General features: G+C 42.9%; 16 protein-coding genes and 2 pseudogenes. 9 read left to right on the plus strand and 9 right to left on the minus strand.

The window, feature by feature from the left end; translation table 11 throughout:
* Nucleotides 1–159 precede the first annotated feature (159 nt).
* Entirely contained in the window at nt 160–1,026 is an 867-nt protein-coding gene (rlmJ, locus tag L3V35_RS05060) for a 23S rRNA (adenine(2030)-N(6))-methyltransferase RlmJ (protein ID WP_237298697.1), read from the plus strand.
* A gap of 270 nt (nt 1,027–1,296) precedes the next feature.
* Here rlmJ and L3V35_RS05065 read toward each other — a convergent pair.
* A pseudogene (locus tag L3V35_RS05065) lies at nt 1,297–1,467 on the minus strand (HNH endonuclease signature motif containing protein); the annotation flags it as partial.
* 168 nt (nt 1,468–1,635) lie between these two features.
* On the opposite strand from L3V35_RS05065, the gene L3V35_RS05070 reads away from it, so the two are divergent.
* Complete coding sequence (locus tag L3V35_RS05070; RefSeq protein WP_237298699.1) at nt 1,636–2,310, plus strand: Dcm methylase; 675 nt, start codon at nt 1,636–1,638, stop codon at nt 2,308–2,310.
* A gap of 22 nt (nt 2,311–2,332) precedes the next feature.
* Entirely contained in the window at nt 2,333–2,773 is a 441-nt protein-coding gene (locus L3V35_RS05075) for a hypothetical protein (RefSeq protein WP_237298701.1), read from the plus strand.
* 38 nt (nt 2,774–2,811) lie between these two features.
* Here the strand turns inward: L3V35_RS05075 and L3V35_RS05080 are convergent, their stop codons facing one another.
* Nucleotides 2,812–3,633, minus strand: a complete 822-nt coding sequence (locus L3V35_RS05080) for an LlaMI family restriction endonuclease (protein ID WP_237298703.1) — start codon at nt 3,631–3,633, stop codon at nt 2,812–2,814.
* A gap of 215 nt (nt 3,634–3,848) precedes the next feature.
* Between L3V35_RS05080 and L3V35_RS05085 the strand changes: the two are divergent.
* Nucleotides 3,849–4,014 (plus strand): annotated as a pseudogene (locus tag L3V35_RS05085) (IS5/IS1182 family transposase); the annotation flags it as partial.
* Nucleotides 4,015–4,149: 135 nt separating this feature from the next.
* Here the strand turns inward: L3V35_RS05085 and dcm are convergent.
* From dcm to L3V35_RS05105, 4 genes are all read right to left on the minus strand, one after another.
* Entirely contained in the window at nt 4,150–5,475 is a 1,326-nt protein-coding gene (dcm, locus tag L3V35_RS05090; RefSeq protein ID WP_237298705.1) for a DNA (cytosine-5-)-methyltransferase, read from the minus strand.
* 322 nt (nt 5,476–5,797) lie between these two features.
* A complete protein-coding gene (locus L3V35_RS05095; protein WP_146455277.1) occupies nt 5,798–6,886 on the minus strand; it encodes an alkene reductase in 1,089 nt (362 codons plus the stop codon).
* Between the two features lie 84 nt (nt 6,887–6,970).
* Complete coding sequence (locus L3V35_RS05100) at nt 6,971–8,179, minus strand: MFS transporter (RefSeq protein WP_146455278.1); 1,209 nt, start codon at nt 8,177–8,179, stop codon at nt 6,971–6,973.
* Between the two features lie 108 nt (nt 8,180–8,287).
* Nucleotides 8,288–8,971, minus strand: a complete 684-nt coding sequence (locus tag L3V35_RS05105; RefSeq protein ID WP_237298707.1) for an SDR family oxidoreductase — start codon at nt 8,969–8,971, stop codon at nt 8,288–8,290.
* Nucleotides 8,972–9,129: 158 nt separating this feature from the next.
* On the opposite strand from L3V35_RS05105, the gene L3V35_RS05110 reads away from it, so the two are divergent.
* The 5 genes from L3V35_RS05110 to L3V35_RS05130 all read left to right on the plus strand — a co-directional run bounded on the left by L3V35_RS05110 (nt 9,130) and on the right by L3V35_RS05130 (nt 12,981).
* A complete protein-coding gene (locus L3V35_RS05110; RefSeq protein ID WP_237298709.1) occupies nt 9,130–10,116 on the plus strand; it encodes a LysR family transcriptional regulator in 987 nt (328 codons plus the stop codon).
* A gap of 101 nt (nt 10,117–10,217) precedes the next feature.
* On the plus strand, nt 10,218–10,610 hold the full coding sequence (locus L3V35_RS05115) for a GFA family protein (protein WP_237298710.1): 393 nt from the start codon (nt 10,218–10,220) through the stop codon (nt 10,608–10,610).
* 28 nt (nt 10,611–10,638) lie between these two features.
* Nucleotides 10,639–11,106, plus strand: a complete 468-nt coding sequence (locus L3V35_RS05120; protein ID WP_237298712.1) for an OsmC family protein — start codon at nt 10,639–10,641, stop codon at nt 11,104–11,106.
* Nucleotides 11,107–11,228: 122 nt separating this feature from the next.
* Nucleotides 11,229–12,461: a PatB family C-S lyase gene (locus L3V35_RS05125; protein ID WP_237298714.1), complete on the plus strand. Its 1,233-nt coding sequence runs from the start codon at nt 11,229–11,231 to the stop codon at nt 12,459–12,461.
* A 175-nt stretch (nt 12,462–12,636) separates the two neighbouring features.
* Entirely contained in the window at nt 12,637–12,981 is a 345-nt protein-coding gene (locus L3V35_RS05130; protein WP_004732696.1) for a ribosome recycling factor family protein, read from the plus strand.
* Between the two features lie 171 nt (nt 12,982–13,152).
* Here the strand turns inward: L3V35_RS05130 and L3V35_RS05135 are convergent, their stop codons facing one another.
* The 3 genes from L3V35_RS05135 to L3V35_RS05145 all read right to left on the minus strand — a co-directional run bounded on the left by L3V35_RS05135 (nt 13,153) and on the right by L3V35_RS05145 (nt 14,672).
* On the minus strand, nt 13,153–13,392 hold the full coding sequence (locus tag L3V35_RS05135) for an RNA-binding protein (RefSeq protein ID WP_004732698.1): 240 nt from the start codon (nt 13,390–13,392) through the stop codon (nt 13,153–13,155).
* Nucleotides 13,393–13,504: 112 nt separating this feature from the next.
* Nucleotides 13,505–14,179: an SDR family NAD(P)-dependent oxidoreductase gene (locus L3V35_RS05140; protein ID WP_237298716.1), complete on the minus strand. Its 675-nt coding sequence runs from the start codon at nt 14,177–14,179 to the stop codon at nt 13,505–13,507.
* A 229-nt stretch (nt 14,180–14,408) separates the two neighbouring features.
* Complete coding sequence (locus tag L3V35_RS05145) at nt 14,409–14,672, minus strand: hypothetical protein (RefSeq protein ID WP_004732701.1); 264 nt, start codon at nt 14,670–14,672, stop codon at nt 14,409–14,411.
* Between the last annotated feature and the right edge of the window lie 36 nt (nt 14,673–14,708).

Below are 14,708 nucleotides of genomic sequence, written 5' to 3' on the forward strand. Positions count from 1 at the left end.
GTAAAGCCCTTCGTTTGTAATAAAACGAAGGGCTTTATTTTTAAAAGAGTCAGACAGTTAGCGAAAAGAGAAGCTATTTCAAAAAACGATGGATTGAATAGGCAACTGCGTGTGATATGAAGTATGTTTAGATGACGTTAGTAGAAATGAGGCAAGGGAATGGAATATCGACATCAATGTCATGTAGGCGACCATGGTGATGCACTGAAGCATCCAGTATTGAGTGCACTTGTTCAGTCATTAATGCAGCAGCATTCACGTCTCAATGTTATCGACACGCACTCAGGTACAGGGTGTTATGACCTCACCACCGCACCAAGTAATCATGCAGGTGAGTTTGCTGAAGGGGTCGGGTACTTGTGGCGCAATAAGGCTTATCTTCCTCCGGCATTCGCTTCTTTTATGTCGGTACTGGAATACTACAATCCGAATCAACTTATCTCTTTGTACCCCGGCTCTGCGGCCATCACTTACCAACAAGGTCGAAGCCAAGATAGCTTCTATTTTTCAGACATTCAGCAAGATGAAGCTGATTTACTGCAAACCAATATCGAGAGGTTACAGCGTAACTTAGATATTTCAAGCAAGCTTACGATTAGCGCAGGTGATGGGCTTAAAGCGTTACCTGATGACGTAGCTAAACATGACAACCACCATCTGATTGTTATCGATCCACCCTATGAAACCGATTCAGAATATCTCGCGGTGATTGATGCTTTAGTTAAGGCGTATCAGCAATCTGAGAAGGTATCTGCACTAATTTGGTACCCGCTCTACACGGATGACAAGAGCTCACTGATTCTGAACCACTGTGTGACCGCAGTGAAAGATGGTTTGCTGCCAAGTCCGATTAAGTCGGAGCTTCGCCTTCGTGATCCTAAGGGTGATGATCGCCTCATCGGAAGCGGTTTGCTGTTGTTCAATCCACCACAAGGCATTGCTGGAACGGTCGCGGATACGCTTGATTATTTACACAGCCAACTCGCGACTAATGGTGAAGGGTATTGGCAAATGAGAAGCCTATAGGTCTGATTTCTATGGGTTTTGTGATGATGTTCGAGACTAGCTTCACTAAATCACTAGTCTTTATATGGTTTAAATTGACCAAACGCTAACTTTTATCGATTGATTAATTGCAGTGAATCATTTAAAAATAGAATATCAATGCGCACAAGTGCATAACAGCTCATAAGTTAAATAATTAGTCCCAAATTAATATCAGATTGTGGTTTACCCCCTAAACTGCATAAGGCTCGCACTAGTCATGCGAGCCTTTCTTTTGCCTGAAGGAAATGTTTACAACAGTTGCTCTTCAATCTTTAGAGCTTTCTCGATGAGTTTCGCATTGAAATCTGCTGCTTCCACTGAGTAGTGCGTTTTACGATGGCAAGTCGGACAGAGTGCAATTACATTTTCAGGGCAATCAGCGCCACCATCAGCCTGTCGTATGAATATATCTTCATGGTATCTCTGAGGCTAGCTTGCTGTTATCTCAATACAATAAAATCATCAAATATAATATACTGGTTGCCAATTAGGTTTTTTAGAATGACATAAGGCGCTGAGAATTGACTGTAGAACAGGTTTCGAATGGTGCTTGTGGTAGTGGATTCTTAAATTTAGACGTGAGATACAATGAAGAAAGCGATATTTTTGTTCGATTATACGGGGATAATGGCAAAACCATGGGCAGATGCTGGTTATCTTTGTTATTGTTTTGACGCTCAACATAAAGAGGGAACTCATAGGGAAGGTAATGTAATTCAAGTAGGAATATGGCTTGATGATGACCTATCTAAAATCGAAAGTATTACAGGAAGCGATATTAGTTTTGTTTTTGGTTTTCCTGAATGTACAGATTTGGCAGTGTCTGGAGCTGCTCATTTTGAGAAAAAAAGAATAAATAATCCAAACTTCCAACATGATGCAATGAAACTAGTTCGGCTAGTTGATGCTATTGGTGAGCATTTTGATTGTCCATGGGCACTAGAGAACCCAATTAGTGTAATTAGTACTATGTGGCGTAAACCAAATCATATATTTCATCCATATGAATACGGAGGCTACCTTGAGCTTGGTGATAATCACCCGTTGTATCCTGATTATATTAGGCCACAAGATGCTTATCCAAAAAAAACATGTATTTGGTCGGGGAATGGTTTTATCATGCCTAATAAAAAGAGCGTGCCTATTTCTCCTGGTTATTCGGATCAACACAAAAAGCTTGGAGGTAAGTCATTGAAAACAAAAAATATTCGTTCAGCTACCCCAAGAGGGTTTGCTAAAGCCGTATATGAAGCAAATGGTTAGTTTTTATTAATTAAGAGTTGTTATGGAAAAGTACATTTTATTGTCAATTAGACCTCATTATGTTAGGGAAATAATATCGGGTGCTAAAAAATTTGAGTTTAGAAAGAAGTTCCCCAGTTTATATAAATCAAATGTATCATCAAAAGTAATTATATATTGTTCTAAGCCTGTTATGGCTATCGTTGGCAGCTTTGTTGTTAAGCATCACCACCACTCTGATTTCTCCAGCCTAATGTATGATATTGGCGCTACGGAGGAATATTCAAATCGAATATCAAAATATCTTACAGATAAAAAATCTTGTCATGCTTTAGAGATATCAGATTTAATAATCTATGAGAAAGAGTTATCATTACAAAATCTTAGAAGTGAATTTGAAGGGTTTTGCCCTGGACAAAGTTATCGTTATTTAGATCATGGTATTATAGATAAAATAAAGAAATTGAACTCGGGTGTTTTTTGATTTTATTACGACTAACGATAACGTTAGTCGTATATCCATTATTGATGACGATCTAGAATTAGCGAGTCCCAGTAATTGTTATTTGCTCGCCATTGAGCGTAAGGTCTGGGATTCGTTTGGTACATTCCGCAATCAAAATAAACAATCCCTTGTCTAACAAGGCCTAGCCAAGATTCATAGTTAATTGGTCGGCCAAATACTATTTCTCTATAAATCCCGTTGTGATCTTTAAGACATTTAAACCATCCTTGATCATTGAATTTTCTTTCTAATTTTCCTTTTATAACAGCCTTAGTCCATTGACCTAAAACGATATTTCGTTGTAGGTTGTCTGGAATAATTTCGCTTTTGTCTGGTCGTTGATCATGTTCAAATGAATAGATGGCCTGAATATCTTCAGTGTCTGTAATAATTAATTTTTGCCCATAGTAATTGTAGTCACCAATTTTTGGGACGACTGAACCTGACCACGAAATACGGTTGTCTTTCTGTGGGTTAGGTGTCCCAAAATATGGAAGGAATTGAGTATCTTTGTTTAATCTTCCAATACTTGAGTCTGATGTATTTCTACCCCATAAGTTTAAGTCTGGAGACCAATCACCAAATGTAGTTTTGCCTGAACTAGTTTGATTTTTCATTTCGAAACCGAGTAAATCCGGTCGATTGTCGCCATTAGGAGCAATCCCCATTTGGATTTCTAACCAGTGCCCTTCTTTTCCGTCGTGGCGTGAGTTAAATCCTGCAGGGTCGAATCTTAGACCTCGCACATTTTCTCTAAATCTAGCGATGATTTCATCTTTGTTTGTCATGAGAGCCCTTAAGTTTGTGATTAAGGAGGCAATTACTAACACTTTTTTCATGGTTTTGCATTAAATTTTGATATTTCAAATAGTTAACCGTGCGTTTCTAATACATTTAGTTTGTGGAGTAGGTAACCATTGAGCTTGTATCGATGAGGAGTGTTGTTGCTTAAATAAGTTGAACCTTTTCCAAGTCCTGCGATTTGATTTAAAGTGGTAGTGATATGGGGAAGGCCAAAAAGAAAACTATTAACTGGACTGAATAAAATAAGGCTCTGCGCACTCGCAGTTCTGTTACTTTTGGGATCGATATGCATGGCAATGCAAAAACCATCACAGTAAGCGTGATGGAGGCTTTCAGTGTTCTGATACAGCGATTTAGAGGGTATATTCTCTCGATCTCTGCGCTCACTTCAAGGTTTCATCGACTCTATTTTTGACTTATGACGCCTTTAGTCGGGGTAACTGACTACACAAAAGTTTCGTTCATGTTTGTTTTAAGAAGTTCTTAAGGAAGAGAGAGGGATAGATTGTGACCTCTCCTAGAGCAAGGAGAGGTTATGGCATACGCTGTGTTTAACTGGCCATTTGATTTGAAAAATTTTCTTGTTCAGACTTTTGTAAAGTGGAAACTATCTCATAAGCAACAGCATTGATTACTTTCATACAAACAGAGTTTCCGAATTGTTTATATATTTGACCTTGAGACACTGAATCTACAATGTAATTATCAGGGAAACCTTGTAAGCGAGCGCATTCTCTTGGAGTGAGTTTCCTTGGGTTTTTGCTTAGATGAGATTGGTCAATCAGAATCTCCGAGCCATCTTTATAATATCTGGCACTTATTGTATTAGTATATACACTGCTTTCATTAAATAATGAATACCCAAAACCATTACCCTTGGTTTTGTGCTCTTCTTTGCGTTTTTGATGGCCAGCCCATAACTTGTCCGAGATAGTAAATCTATCCTTACCATAATGTTCTAAGTCTAGTTTTAATTCATGTTGCGTTTGGAGGATGTCACCAACTTTAGTTGGTGTTTTGGGAGGCGTTGGCCAATTAAATACTTTACTAAAATCAGTATTTGGGAATTGCTCTTTGTCAAAACCTATTATAAATATTCGCTCTCGGTTTTGTGGTGCTCCAAAGTCTCCAGCTCTCAATACTCTGAAATCGACCCAGTAATTTAGTTTTTCAGATAGAGCATGTCGAGCTTCCTCACTCATTTTAATCTCTTCTGACATATCTAGCTCATGTTTGCCTTGTAATATATCAGTAATTGTTTTTAATGTTCTTCCCTTATCGTGCCCTTGTAGTTGTTTTACGTTCTCAAGTAAAAAAGCTTTTGGTCTTTTTTCTGTCAATATCTTTTGAATCTCAAAAAACATTGTTCCACGAGTATCACTAAAACCTTTCCCTAACCCTGCTTGAGAGAAGGTCTGGCAAGGAAAACCACCTAATAAAATATCGTGCTCGGGAATATCTTTAGCTGATATTTTAGTTATATCTCCATTTGGCATTTCACCATAATTTGTAAGGTAAGTTTTTTGAGCAAACTTATCCCATTCAGAGGTAAAAACGCAATGCCCTCCGAGCTTTTGAAATGGTAGACGTATTCCCCCGATCCCCGCGAATAGATCGATGAAAGTAAAGTCCGACTCTTCCAATGAACTTTGTTTAAATGGGGCGTTGATATAGTGCTCTTGTAACGTATTTTCAAGCTCAAGGATTGATTTCCATTTTGAGGTTGTAGGAGTATGCTCGCCGCTTTCCCAACCTCGAATCGTTCTTTCTCCGGTGGAACTCATTCCAAGTAGATTGGCCATTTCAGTTAAACCAAGACTAAGTTTTTCTCTTAAGTCTATGATATATTGAGGTTTATCTAAGTTATTTGTCGTCATGCTTACCTACTTGTCCGGTTTTAATCCAGGCATGATACCACTGTATATAATTACATGCAATATCGGTTATTTTAGTTGGTGAGTATGTTATTTCACTGGTAGAGATTAAGGGAAGGGGCTATGTTAGCGTCAAATAAAAAAGCCACATTACGTGGCTTTTTTCGTCTAACTGCAAGAGCTAGCTCTGCTTTAATTTGGCTTGGTTAGTCTACCATAGTTTTTGAACTAACGCTCTCAGCGAGAGGTTTTATCCACAATTCGCTATGTGATATTACATTGATTGGCAATTAACAATAAGGTTATGGGATGTTATGTCGATATATTACAACGCTGGGTAATCGATGTAGCCTTTTTCGTTGCCGCCGAACAGAGTCGCTCCATCAAGATCGGATAGCTCGCTGCCGTTTTGTAGGCGTGAAACTAGATCTGGGTTCGCAACAAATGGGCGGCCAAATGCGACGAGATCGGCGTAGCCTTTGCTCAATACTTCTTCGGCGCGTTCTGGCGTATAGCTGCCAGCAACGATGATGGTGTTGGAGAACAATTCTCTTAGTTCTACGCGGAAGCTTTCAGGAATAACCGGCGCGTCATCCCAGTCGGCTTCTGATAGGTGCAGATAAGCGATATTACGAGCTTGCAGTTCCTTTGATGCCTCTAAAATCGTTGGCACGATGTCTGGGCAGTTCATGTCTTTGAAGGTGATGAATGGTGCCAAACGTACGCCCACTTTGTCAGCACCAATCGCTTCAATCACAGCATCGACCACTTCGATTAGGAAGCGAAGTCGGTTCTCGCGGCTGCCACCATAGTTGTCGGTGCGTTGGTTTGAATTGGTGCGTAGAAATTGATCGATGAGGTAGCCATTACCACCGTGGATTTCCACGCCGTTGAATCCAGCCTCGACTGCTTTTTTCGCTGAGTTAGCAAAATCTTGAACAACGCGATCGATGTCTACTTGCGTCATTTCTCTTGGTTGGATGCAATCGACCATATTGCCGTTACCATTCTCATCAGAAATCCAAACTTGAGTTTCGACTGGAGCAAGTGCAGAAGGGGCAATCGGCAGTTCACCTTTTTGAAAGGTAGGGTGAGACACGCGGCCTACGTGCCATAGTTGGCAGAATATCGCGGCACCTTGCTCTTTTGCTGCTGTGGTGACTGATTTCCAACCTTCGATTTGCGCATCGGTATAAACGCCGGGTGTGAATGAGTAACCTTGGGAGTCATCTGAAATTTGTGTGGCTTCAGTGATGATGAGCCCTGCACTTGCTCGTTGTTGGTAATAAGTCGCCATCATGTCGTTTGGCACGTTTCCAGGTTGGCTAGTGCGAGCGCGTGTCATGGGTGCCATAACCACACGGTTTTGCAGCTCTAGGCCTTTCAGTTCTGATGTTTCGAATAACTTGTTCATGATCTCTACCTTTATGAATTTTTAGTGCTGTGCCAATTCCAGTTCGATAATGAATTGGCACTTTGAAGTTACGGAGTTCTTAAATTATTTAGCTTCTGTTGGTGCAAATATTGAGTTGCTTTGTGGTTTCTCGTTTCGGTTAGCTTTAGCGATTAAGAACAAGCCGACGATAGGAACCACAACGGCTGCGAACGGAATCATGCCTGCGCCTAGTTGGCTGTCGAGTACCATGCCGCCAAGGAATCCACCAAAGGCATTGGCTAAGTTAAACGCTGAGATATTCGCAGTTGCTGCTAGCTCTTGCCCTTCGCCACCGTGGTTCATTACTCGAAGTTGCATGGCAGGAACGTTGGCAAATGATGCAATACCAAAGACAAATGCGGCTGCAACGAAGAGGATTTTGTTGTCTACCACAAGGCCAATCACCACCAATGACACGATCATTGCGACAGCCCAAAACATTGAAGCTTTGCCTAGGTTTTTATCTGAAGAACGCCCGCCCAAGGTGTTACCGATGATTAAGCCAACACCCACAATCACTAAGATCCAAGTCACTGATTCTTGACTGTAACCTGTGATGTGCATGGCGATTGGCGCAAGGTAGCCGTAAAGCGTCATGAAGCCAGACCAAGCAAAAGCGGTGATTGCTAAGCTGAGAATGAGCATTGGGTTTTTGAATGCCATGAGCTGAGTTTTGATGTCTTTCGCTTCACTGTGACCTGTGGATTTGATTGACGTTAGGATAGAGATCATTGCAACTGTGCCAAGTGCTGCCACGGTAAAGAAAGTGGTGTGCCAGCCGAATTGCAAGCTCACCCAAGTACCTGCGGGAACGCCAAGAACGTTAGCGAGCGTTAAGCCTGCGAACATTTGGCCAACGGCACGACCTGCCATTTTCTCAGACACTAAATTGGTCGCGACAACTGCCCCTATGCCATAGAAAGGACCTTGCACTAAGCCTGCGATAACACGGCTTGCAAGTAGAAGTGGGTAGCTAGGAGCAAGGGCTGATAAGACATTGCCAATAATGAACAGAGCCATTAAACCGATTAGCACCATCTTCTTGTTAAAGCGAGCAAGGTAGATGGTTAAGATTGGCCCTCCGATAACGATAGCAAGCGCGTAAGCACTGATTAGATAGCCTGCTTGACCTTCCGTGATCGAAAGCGATGTGGCGATTTGTGGGAGAATACCTGCAATCACAAACTCAGCCGTACCTATGGCAAAAGCCGCGAGTGTCAGTATCCAAACCTGAAACGGCATCTTTTCTTGTTTCATGACTTGTTGTTTCATGTTGAGTGACCTGTGTTGATATGGTTGTTAAGGGCGCTTGAATTACGCGCCCTGCCTTCAATTTTTCTGTGAGTTATACAGCCTGAAATTTTGAAAAAAAATCGGGAACTAGCCGAGCAGTGCACCGCCATCAATGTCGATGATCGAGCCCGTAACGTAAGGGTTATTAATCGAGAACAAGTAACCCATAGCTATCTCTGAAGGTTCACCAACCTTGCCGGCGGGTAGGTTGTTTTTGGCGTTGTCATACATGCTTGAACGAGTTGAGTCGTCCATGTTTTTGTAGGCTTCCGTCATGGTAAGGCCGGGGCTGACGGCGTTTACTCGAATCGGTGATAGTTCTTTCGCTAACACTTTAGTGACGCTTTCTAGCGCTGCATTTATCGCAGTTTTTACGTAAGTGCCAGCAACAACTTTGCGTGACAGCATGCCGGTTGTAAGTGTGATAGAGCCGTTTGATGTCATGTAACGTGCAGCATGCTTAGCAACGTTTAGGCTTCCCCAGAATTTGGTATCAAAGGCTGTTTTCGCGTCTTCGATGGCAACGTCGGTGACTTTTCCGCCCGGAGCGTATGAGCCTGCCGTTACTACCAAATGATCAAAGGCACCAATTGATTCAAAGTAATCACAAATCGATTTTTCATCGGTGATATCAACGCCGGTGTGTCGGCTTGCAATGTGTACTGTGTTGTTTTCGTTTCTCAATTGCATTGCTAATGCTTTGCCGATACCTGATGTGCCACCAATGATGACGAATGTGTGTTTTTCTTGGTTTTTAAGTTCGTTGTTCATGTTCTGAATTCCTGCGTTGTTCTGCTGATGGTTGTTATTATATTTATTCGATTAATTTTGATAATTAGCTAAAATATAAAATCATTATTCGGTTAGGCTGAATAATGAGATTGAGTAACGGGGAATAGGCAATAAGTGAATAAGCGAAAGGGCGAGAAATGGACAAATTTTCAGATATGGCAATGTTTGTGGGTATCGTGAAGCATCACGGGCTAGCAGCGGCAGGGCGTGAATTGGGCTTGTCTCCTGCGACAATGACAGCAAGGCTGCAGGCGCTTGAAGAGCGATATGGTGTGAAGCTGTTGAACCGTAGCACTCGCCATGTGTCGTTGACCGATTCAGGGGAGCTGTATTACAAGGCGTGTCTTGAGATATTAGATAACGTTAGCGAAGCTGAAAACCTGATTCAAAATGGCGTAAAAGAAGTCAAAGGTTCACTAAAAATCGCCGCGCCAAAAGACATCGGTAAGCAGTACATATTGCCTATTTTGTCGGAGTTTTGTCAGCAATATCCCGACGTTATTCCCTACCTTTATTTGAACGACAATCTGTCGAATATCGCTGAGTCGGGAATGGATATCGTTATCCGATATGGTGAGTTGGTCGACAGCAGTTTGATATCCAGACGCTTATCACCGAGCCGACGTGTGCTGTGCGCTTCCCCAGAATACCTCGCCAAACACGGGACGCCGATCAAACCTCAAGATTTGGTTGATCATGCGTGTCTGGCGATGCTTCGTAGCAACGAAGAACTCAAAACTTGGCACTTCCAAGATCATGACATGAAGAAGGCTGTGACGGTGGTTCCTAAGCGATTTTCGGATGATGGCGAAGTGATCCGTTATTGGGCGCTACAAGGAGAAGGGATTGCACTGAAATCCATTCTGGATGTGCAAGATGACATCAATAATCAGCGCCTTGTGACGTTACTTAACGGCTACATGAAGAACTTCAATACCGCGATGTCTGTATCCAGTGCCGACTTGAATGTGGTGTACATCAGCAAGAAATATCAGCCGAAGCGTATTCGACTGTTTTTGGATTTTCTATTTGAAAATTTTGGCGATTTGGTTGAGAAATCAGATCAGTCAGATAAAGAAAATACAGCAGATAAACCAGATAAAGAAGAATCGCTCACTCGCTAGCTAGCTTATGACGGATCTCTCGAACTCAATGCTAGGTTACGGACAAGGTAAATAGTTCTCGTTAAGATAGTTCGATTACAAGGATGTGATTGGAGAGAAAAATGAAAGTAGTCGGCAATACGGTTATCCAACCTTTTCATAAGGCACGCTGTCACTGCGGTGCGGTGGAATTAGAGCTCAGCTTACCTAACGGGATAGAAAAACCACGTCGTTGTGATTGCTCTATCTGTCGTCGCAGGGGAGCGATTGTGGGCTCTGTTGCGCTAGATGGCATCAAGATCCTCAAAGGTGCGGCGCATCTTAAGCTTTATCAATTCAATACCAACACCGCGAAGCATTACTTCTGCTCAAACTGCGGTATCTATACCCATCACCAACGCCGCTCAAGCCCAAATGAATACGGTTTTAACATCGGCTGTTTGGAAGGAGTGAACCCTTTTGATATTGGTGATGTGGTGACCAACGATGGTGTGAATCACCCTGCTGATCGTTAAGTAATGAACATTAAAAAGGAACGGTTCTATGTCTGAATATGGTGCGCTCATTCGTTGGCAAAAAGCGGCAGATGAAGCCTTTAGCGACAATCAATACAGCCGCGGTCATACGTGGGAATTTGATGGTGGAATCACTGTGCCTGCTTCATCTTCTCCTCATGTTGTGCCGCTCCCATTCTCGGTGGAAGCGAATGTTGACCCAGAAGAAGCCTTTATTGCGGCACTCTCTAGCTGTCATATGCTGACTTTTCTGGGAATCGCCGCGAAGCAGAAGTATGTGATCGACTCTTATGTGGATGATGCGATTGGTGTGCTTGAGGAAGATGAATCAGGCCGCTCATCGGTCACTAAGGTGACTCTGCGACCTGAGATTGTTTTTTTAGGTACTAAACAACCAACCGCCAAACAACTCGAAAAACTGCATCACTTGGCGCACAAAAACTGCTTTATCGCGAACTCGGTAAAAACAGAGATAAAGGTCGAGATGCGAGATTGATTTAAATTAATCACAAGATTTCTTTAAAAGCTTCGTCTTTTTGATTTTGCCGTCGTCTTAAGGGTATTCATGCAATTCAGTTGATTGCAAAAAGACCGAACACACTATTTGAGGACATCTCCATGACAGCGTTTAACAGTACATCGAACTATGGTGAAAATGCGTTTATCAAAAGCAAACCGCAGATGCTACAGAACATTTATAACACCACAGATGTATTCCCTTATTGGGTTGCCGATATGGATTTTCAGGTGGCGGAACCCATAACTCAAGAGTTGAACCGTTTGGTTGAGCGCGGTGTGTACTCTTATGAATTTCATGAGCAGGCTGTATTTGAAGCGCTTTCTCAATGGTATTCAAAGCGTCATGGTTTGATTCTTTCAGCAGATAAGTTTGTTCAGGTACCGGGTGTGCTTTCTGGTATCGCGCTGTTACTGCGCCAATTCACTAACGAAGGCGATGGCGTGCTTATCCATACGCCGGCGTATCACCAGTTTGCTAACTTGGTGAATAAAGCAGGACGTCAGGTAGTGAGAAGCCCATTGCTCAATGATGAACAGGGTTACCAGATTGATTTCGATGGTATGGAGCAACAGATCATCGAGCAAAAAGTGAAGACGATGCTTTTCTGTAATCCACACAACCCAACAGGCCGAGTGTGGACACCTCAAGAAATTGAACAAGTCATCGAAATCGCCAAGCGCCATGATGTATTGATCATCAGTGATGAGGTCCATTCAGACATTATCTTTGAAGGTCACTCTTTTACGAGCTTGACCAGTTTTGACTACGATAAGGTCATTGCCTTGATTGGCTCTCCGGCGAAAACCTTCGGCATGCACAGCATCTCAAACGGCTATGTGTACACCAACAATGATGAGCTATTTGAAGCGTTCAAAACTAATGTGGTCGCAATGTATCTTGATCACGGGAATGCATTCAGCACGTTTGCAACCGTGGCGGCCTTTGAAAAGGGTGAAGAGTGGTTAGATGGCATGTTGGTGTACCTGCAAGACACGGTTAAGTGGATTACCGAGTTTGCAGAGCAGCGAATTCCTCAGTTAAAAGTCTTTCAGCCGCAAGGGACTTACCAAGTGTGGTTTGATTTCTCAGGCTTAGGCTTTTCGGAAGATGAATTGAAAAACGTGGTGTTTGAGCAGGCTAAAATGGGATTAACGCCGGGCGGTTGGTTTGGTGCTGAGAATCCTAACTTTATGCGAATGAATATCGCCACTTCGCGCTATAATATTGAGAAGTCGTTTACGGCTTTAGCCGAAGCGATTGACGGTTTTGAGCGAGGAAGTGAGGGGAGTTCTAACCGTTGCGATAACGGTACTTCAAAAAGCTGCTGCTGATATCGAGCGTTAGGCTCTAAAGAACAAAAAACCGCGAGGCTGCTTAGTGCATCACTGGCGGTTTTTTTATGTCTGTGTAATCCTACGTACGGTTTTATTGAGTGACAGTTAGAAAGTACTGAGAGATAGGTAGCGATCTCTTGAATGGTAGGAATAGATTGGTTAGCAGAGAGTTATGTTTAGCGTCCCACTGAATAGTTTTGTACATCGTGTGAGTGATAAAAGCCAAGTGATGGCGCATGCTGCAGAATGTGGATGCCAGTTGAAGCGAGTTCGTCGTTCACGCAATTGGCTGTTGGTCGCTCAAGAGCATCAACTCGTTGAATTTAAAACGATGTTAACTCACGAAAAAGACGGTTGGATAGCAATCGCAATCGATAAAGTGCTGCCTAAACCTGTTGTGTGTTTGGCATCTCTGTTGGCCGCTACACCCTCAATGACCGTCGCTCAACTGGTGATGGAGTCTGGATGTTCAATGGCAGAAGCAAGGCGTGCCATTGATGAACATGAAGGGCTGTAGGCGCAAACTATAAGTGAATAGGTTGTGTTGTGAAATGTTGTAAAAAAGAATTGCGAGCAGCAAAAAGCCCGTAACGATATTACGTTTTTCAGCGCAATATCGTTACGGGCTTTATCATCTGTGCTTGTGCTGCTTAAGCTAAGCCATGTGGCTTATAAAGCGTTTACTCGATTAAGAGTTAGCCACTTTTACACGAATCGTGTTTTTGCCAAGCTTTGACAAGTTGAGCTTGTTTAGTGCCGCCTTAGCTTCTTCGTGCTCTGGCATTTCAACAAAAGCAAAGCCTTTAGATTCGCCAGTTTCTTGGTCTAAAACTAGGCTGCACTCTTTTACTGAGCCGAACTCAGAAAATAGAACACGGATGTCTTGCTCTGCAGTAGAGCGCGATAGGTTACGAACTAGAAGTTTCATAATAAACCTTGAATATGAATTTACGCCGAGCATTGTCGCACACTTTCGTGCTCACCCTCACAAATAATTAGCGGAATAGCTCGGTTTACCTGTTCGCTGCTCTCATTAGCCGTTAACCGCGGTTTATCGTGATATCTGACACATATCCATGCTCGGTGCTGGTTAACGCCTGCTGCAGCATTTGAGCGGCTTCTTGTGCGGTCATAAAGCTTGAGGTATCCATCGCTTTGCCGCTGGTTCCCCAGAACTCGGTTGCCATCCCGCCGGGGTAAACTGCAACGATCTTCATCGGATGACCTTTGAGCTCCAACCTTACCGATTCGATAAAGCCTTTAACGGCCCATTTTGCAGCGCAGTAGGTGGATTCTTCTGCTTTAGCGCCTTGAGCCGCGGTCGACATCACGACCGCAATGGTGACGGCTTGATCTTTGTAGCGCTGCACAAGCTCGCGAATCAAAAAGATGGAAGACTCGATGTTGTTTTTCAGCATGTCGCTGATGGCGGCGGGATCTTGTTGTTCAATTTTACCGAAGTACCCACTGCCTGCGCTATGAACCACCAGTTTTGGTGTTTCAGGCAACGCATCCAATAACTCGCTCACTGATTGTGGATCGCACAAGTCACAGGCTTGGCTAACAGTATTCGCTGGCAGGCTTTTCGCTAATTCAGCTAAACGTTGGGAGCTGCGGCCAGTGATCATCAAGCGCTGACGGCTGTTTGATGTGTTCGCATATTGCTTGGCTAAAGCTGCGCCTAAACCGCTGCTTGATCCGGTGATTAAAATCATGGTGACTCGGAATTGTTGAATTGAATCGAGATAGTAAGGCTTTGAATATCTGTTTGCTGAGATCTAAGACCAAGATGCAGAGATCCATGAGTAAGATCGATAAAACAGAGGTTTGAGAAAGTCGTAGGAAGATAGGAAGATAGGAAGATAATCAGAAAGGAAAAAATGCCTAAAGGTAAAGCGCGTAAGGTAAAAGCGCCGGCATAGAGCCAGCGCTTTTGAAATCAGATTACTCTTCGTCGAACTGTTTGGTCGTGAATGAGTCTTCGATTCTGTTGAGTTCTTCTTGATCTTTCACTCGCTGTTCTTCTTGGCGAATGACTTTCGCTTCATTGAAGCGTTTCTTTTCCGACTTAGTCAGGAATTTTACAGCTTTCTTGTTGGTCAGTGCGTAAGCAACTACGTCTTCGCCTTTTTCTCTGCGGTCGTTTACACGTTGTGAGAAACGTTCATTGTCGCGAGCTTTACGCTCCGCTGAGGTCAACTTGCTCATGCTTTAAAGCCTTTTCAATTATTCATGGTAGGGAAT

Source organism: Vibrio sp. L5-1 (assembly GCF_021728315.1).
In the GTDB taxonomy this organism is placed as follows: domain Bacteria; phylum Pseudomonadota; class Gammaproteobacteria; order Enterobacterales; family Vibrionaceae; genus Vibrio; species Vibrio splendidus_K.

What these genes read in the sequence shown, in the direction of transcription:
- rlmJ (WP_237298697.1), top strand. Translation starts at nt 160, where the DNA reads ATGGAATATCGACATCAATGTCATGTAGGCGACCATGGTGATGCACTG.
- L3V35_RS05070 (WP_237298699.1), top strand. Translation starts at nt 1,636, where the DNA reads ATGAAGAAAGCGATATTTTTGTTCGATTATACGGGGATAATGGCAAAA.
- L3V35_RS05075 (WP_237298701.1), top strand. Translation starts at nt 2,333, where the DNA reads ATGGAAAAGTACATTTTATTGTCAATTAGACCTCATTATGTTAGGGAA.
- L3V35_RS05080 (WP_237298703.1), bottom strand. Translation starts at nt 3,633, where the DNA reads ATGAAAAAAGTGTTAGTAATTGCCTCCTTAATCACAAACTTAAGGGCT.
- dcm (WP_237298705.1), bottom strand. Translation starts at nt 5,475, where the DNA reads ATGACGACAAATAACTTAGATAAACCTCAATATATCATAGACTTAAGA.
- L3V35_RS05095 (WP_146455277.1), bottom strand. Translation starts at nt 6,886, where the DNA reads ATGAACAAGTTATTCGAAACATCAGAACTGAAAGGCCTAGAGCTGCAA.
- L3V35_RS05100 (WP_146455278.1), bottom strand. Translation starts at nt 8,179, where the DNA reads ATGAAACAACAAGTCATGAAACAAGAAAAGATGCCGTTTCAGGTTTGG.
- L3V35_RS05105 (WP_237298707.1), bottom strand. Translation starts at nt 8,971, where the DNA reads ATGAACAACGAACTTAAAAACCAAGAAAAACACACATTCGTCATCATT.
- L3V35_RS05110 (WP_237298709.1), top strand. Translation starts at nt 9,130, where the DNA reads ATGGACAAATTTTCAGATATGGCAATGTTTGTGGGTATCGTGAAGCAT.
- L3V35_RS05115 (WP_237298710.1), top strand. Translation starts at nt 10,218, where the DNA reads ATGAAAGTAGTCGGCAATACGGTTATCCAACCTTTTCATAAGGCACGC.
- L3V35_RS05120 (WP_237298712.1), top strand. Translation starts at nt 10,639, where the DNA reads ATGTCTGAATATGGTGCGCTCATTCGTTGGCAAAAAGCGGCAGATGAA.
- L3V35_RS05125 (WP_237298714.1), top strand. Translation starts at nt 11,229, where the DNA reads ATGACAGCGTTTAACAGTACATCGAACTATGGTGAAAATGCGTTTATC.
- L3V35_RS05130 (WP_004732696.1), top strand. Translation starts at nt 12,637, where the DNA reads ATGTTTAGCGTCCCACTGAATAGTTTTGTACATCGTGTGAGTGATAAA.
- L3V35_RS05135 (WP_004732698.1), bottom strand. Translation starts at nt 13,392, where the DNA reads ATGAAACTTCTAGTTCGTAACCTATCGCGCTCTACTGCAGAGCAAGAC.
- L3V35_RS05140 (WP_237298716.1), bottom strand. Translation starts at nt 14,179, where the DNA reads ATGATTTTAATCACCGGATCAAGCAGCGGTTTAGGCGCAGCTTTAGCC.
- L3V35_RS05145 (WP_004732701.1), bottom strand. Translation starts at nt 14,672, where the DNA reads ATGAGCAAGTTGACCTCAGCGGAGCGTAAAGCTCGCGACAATGAACGT.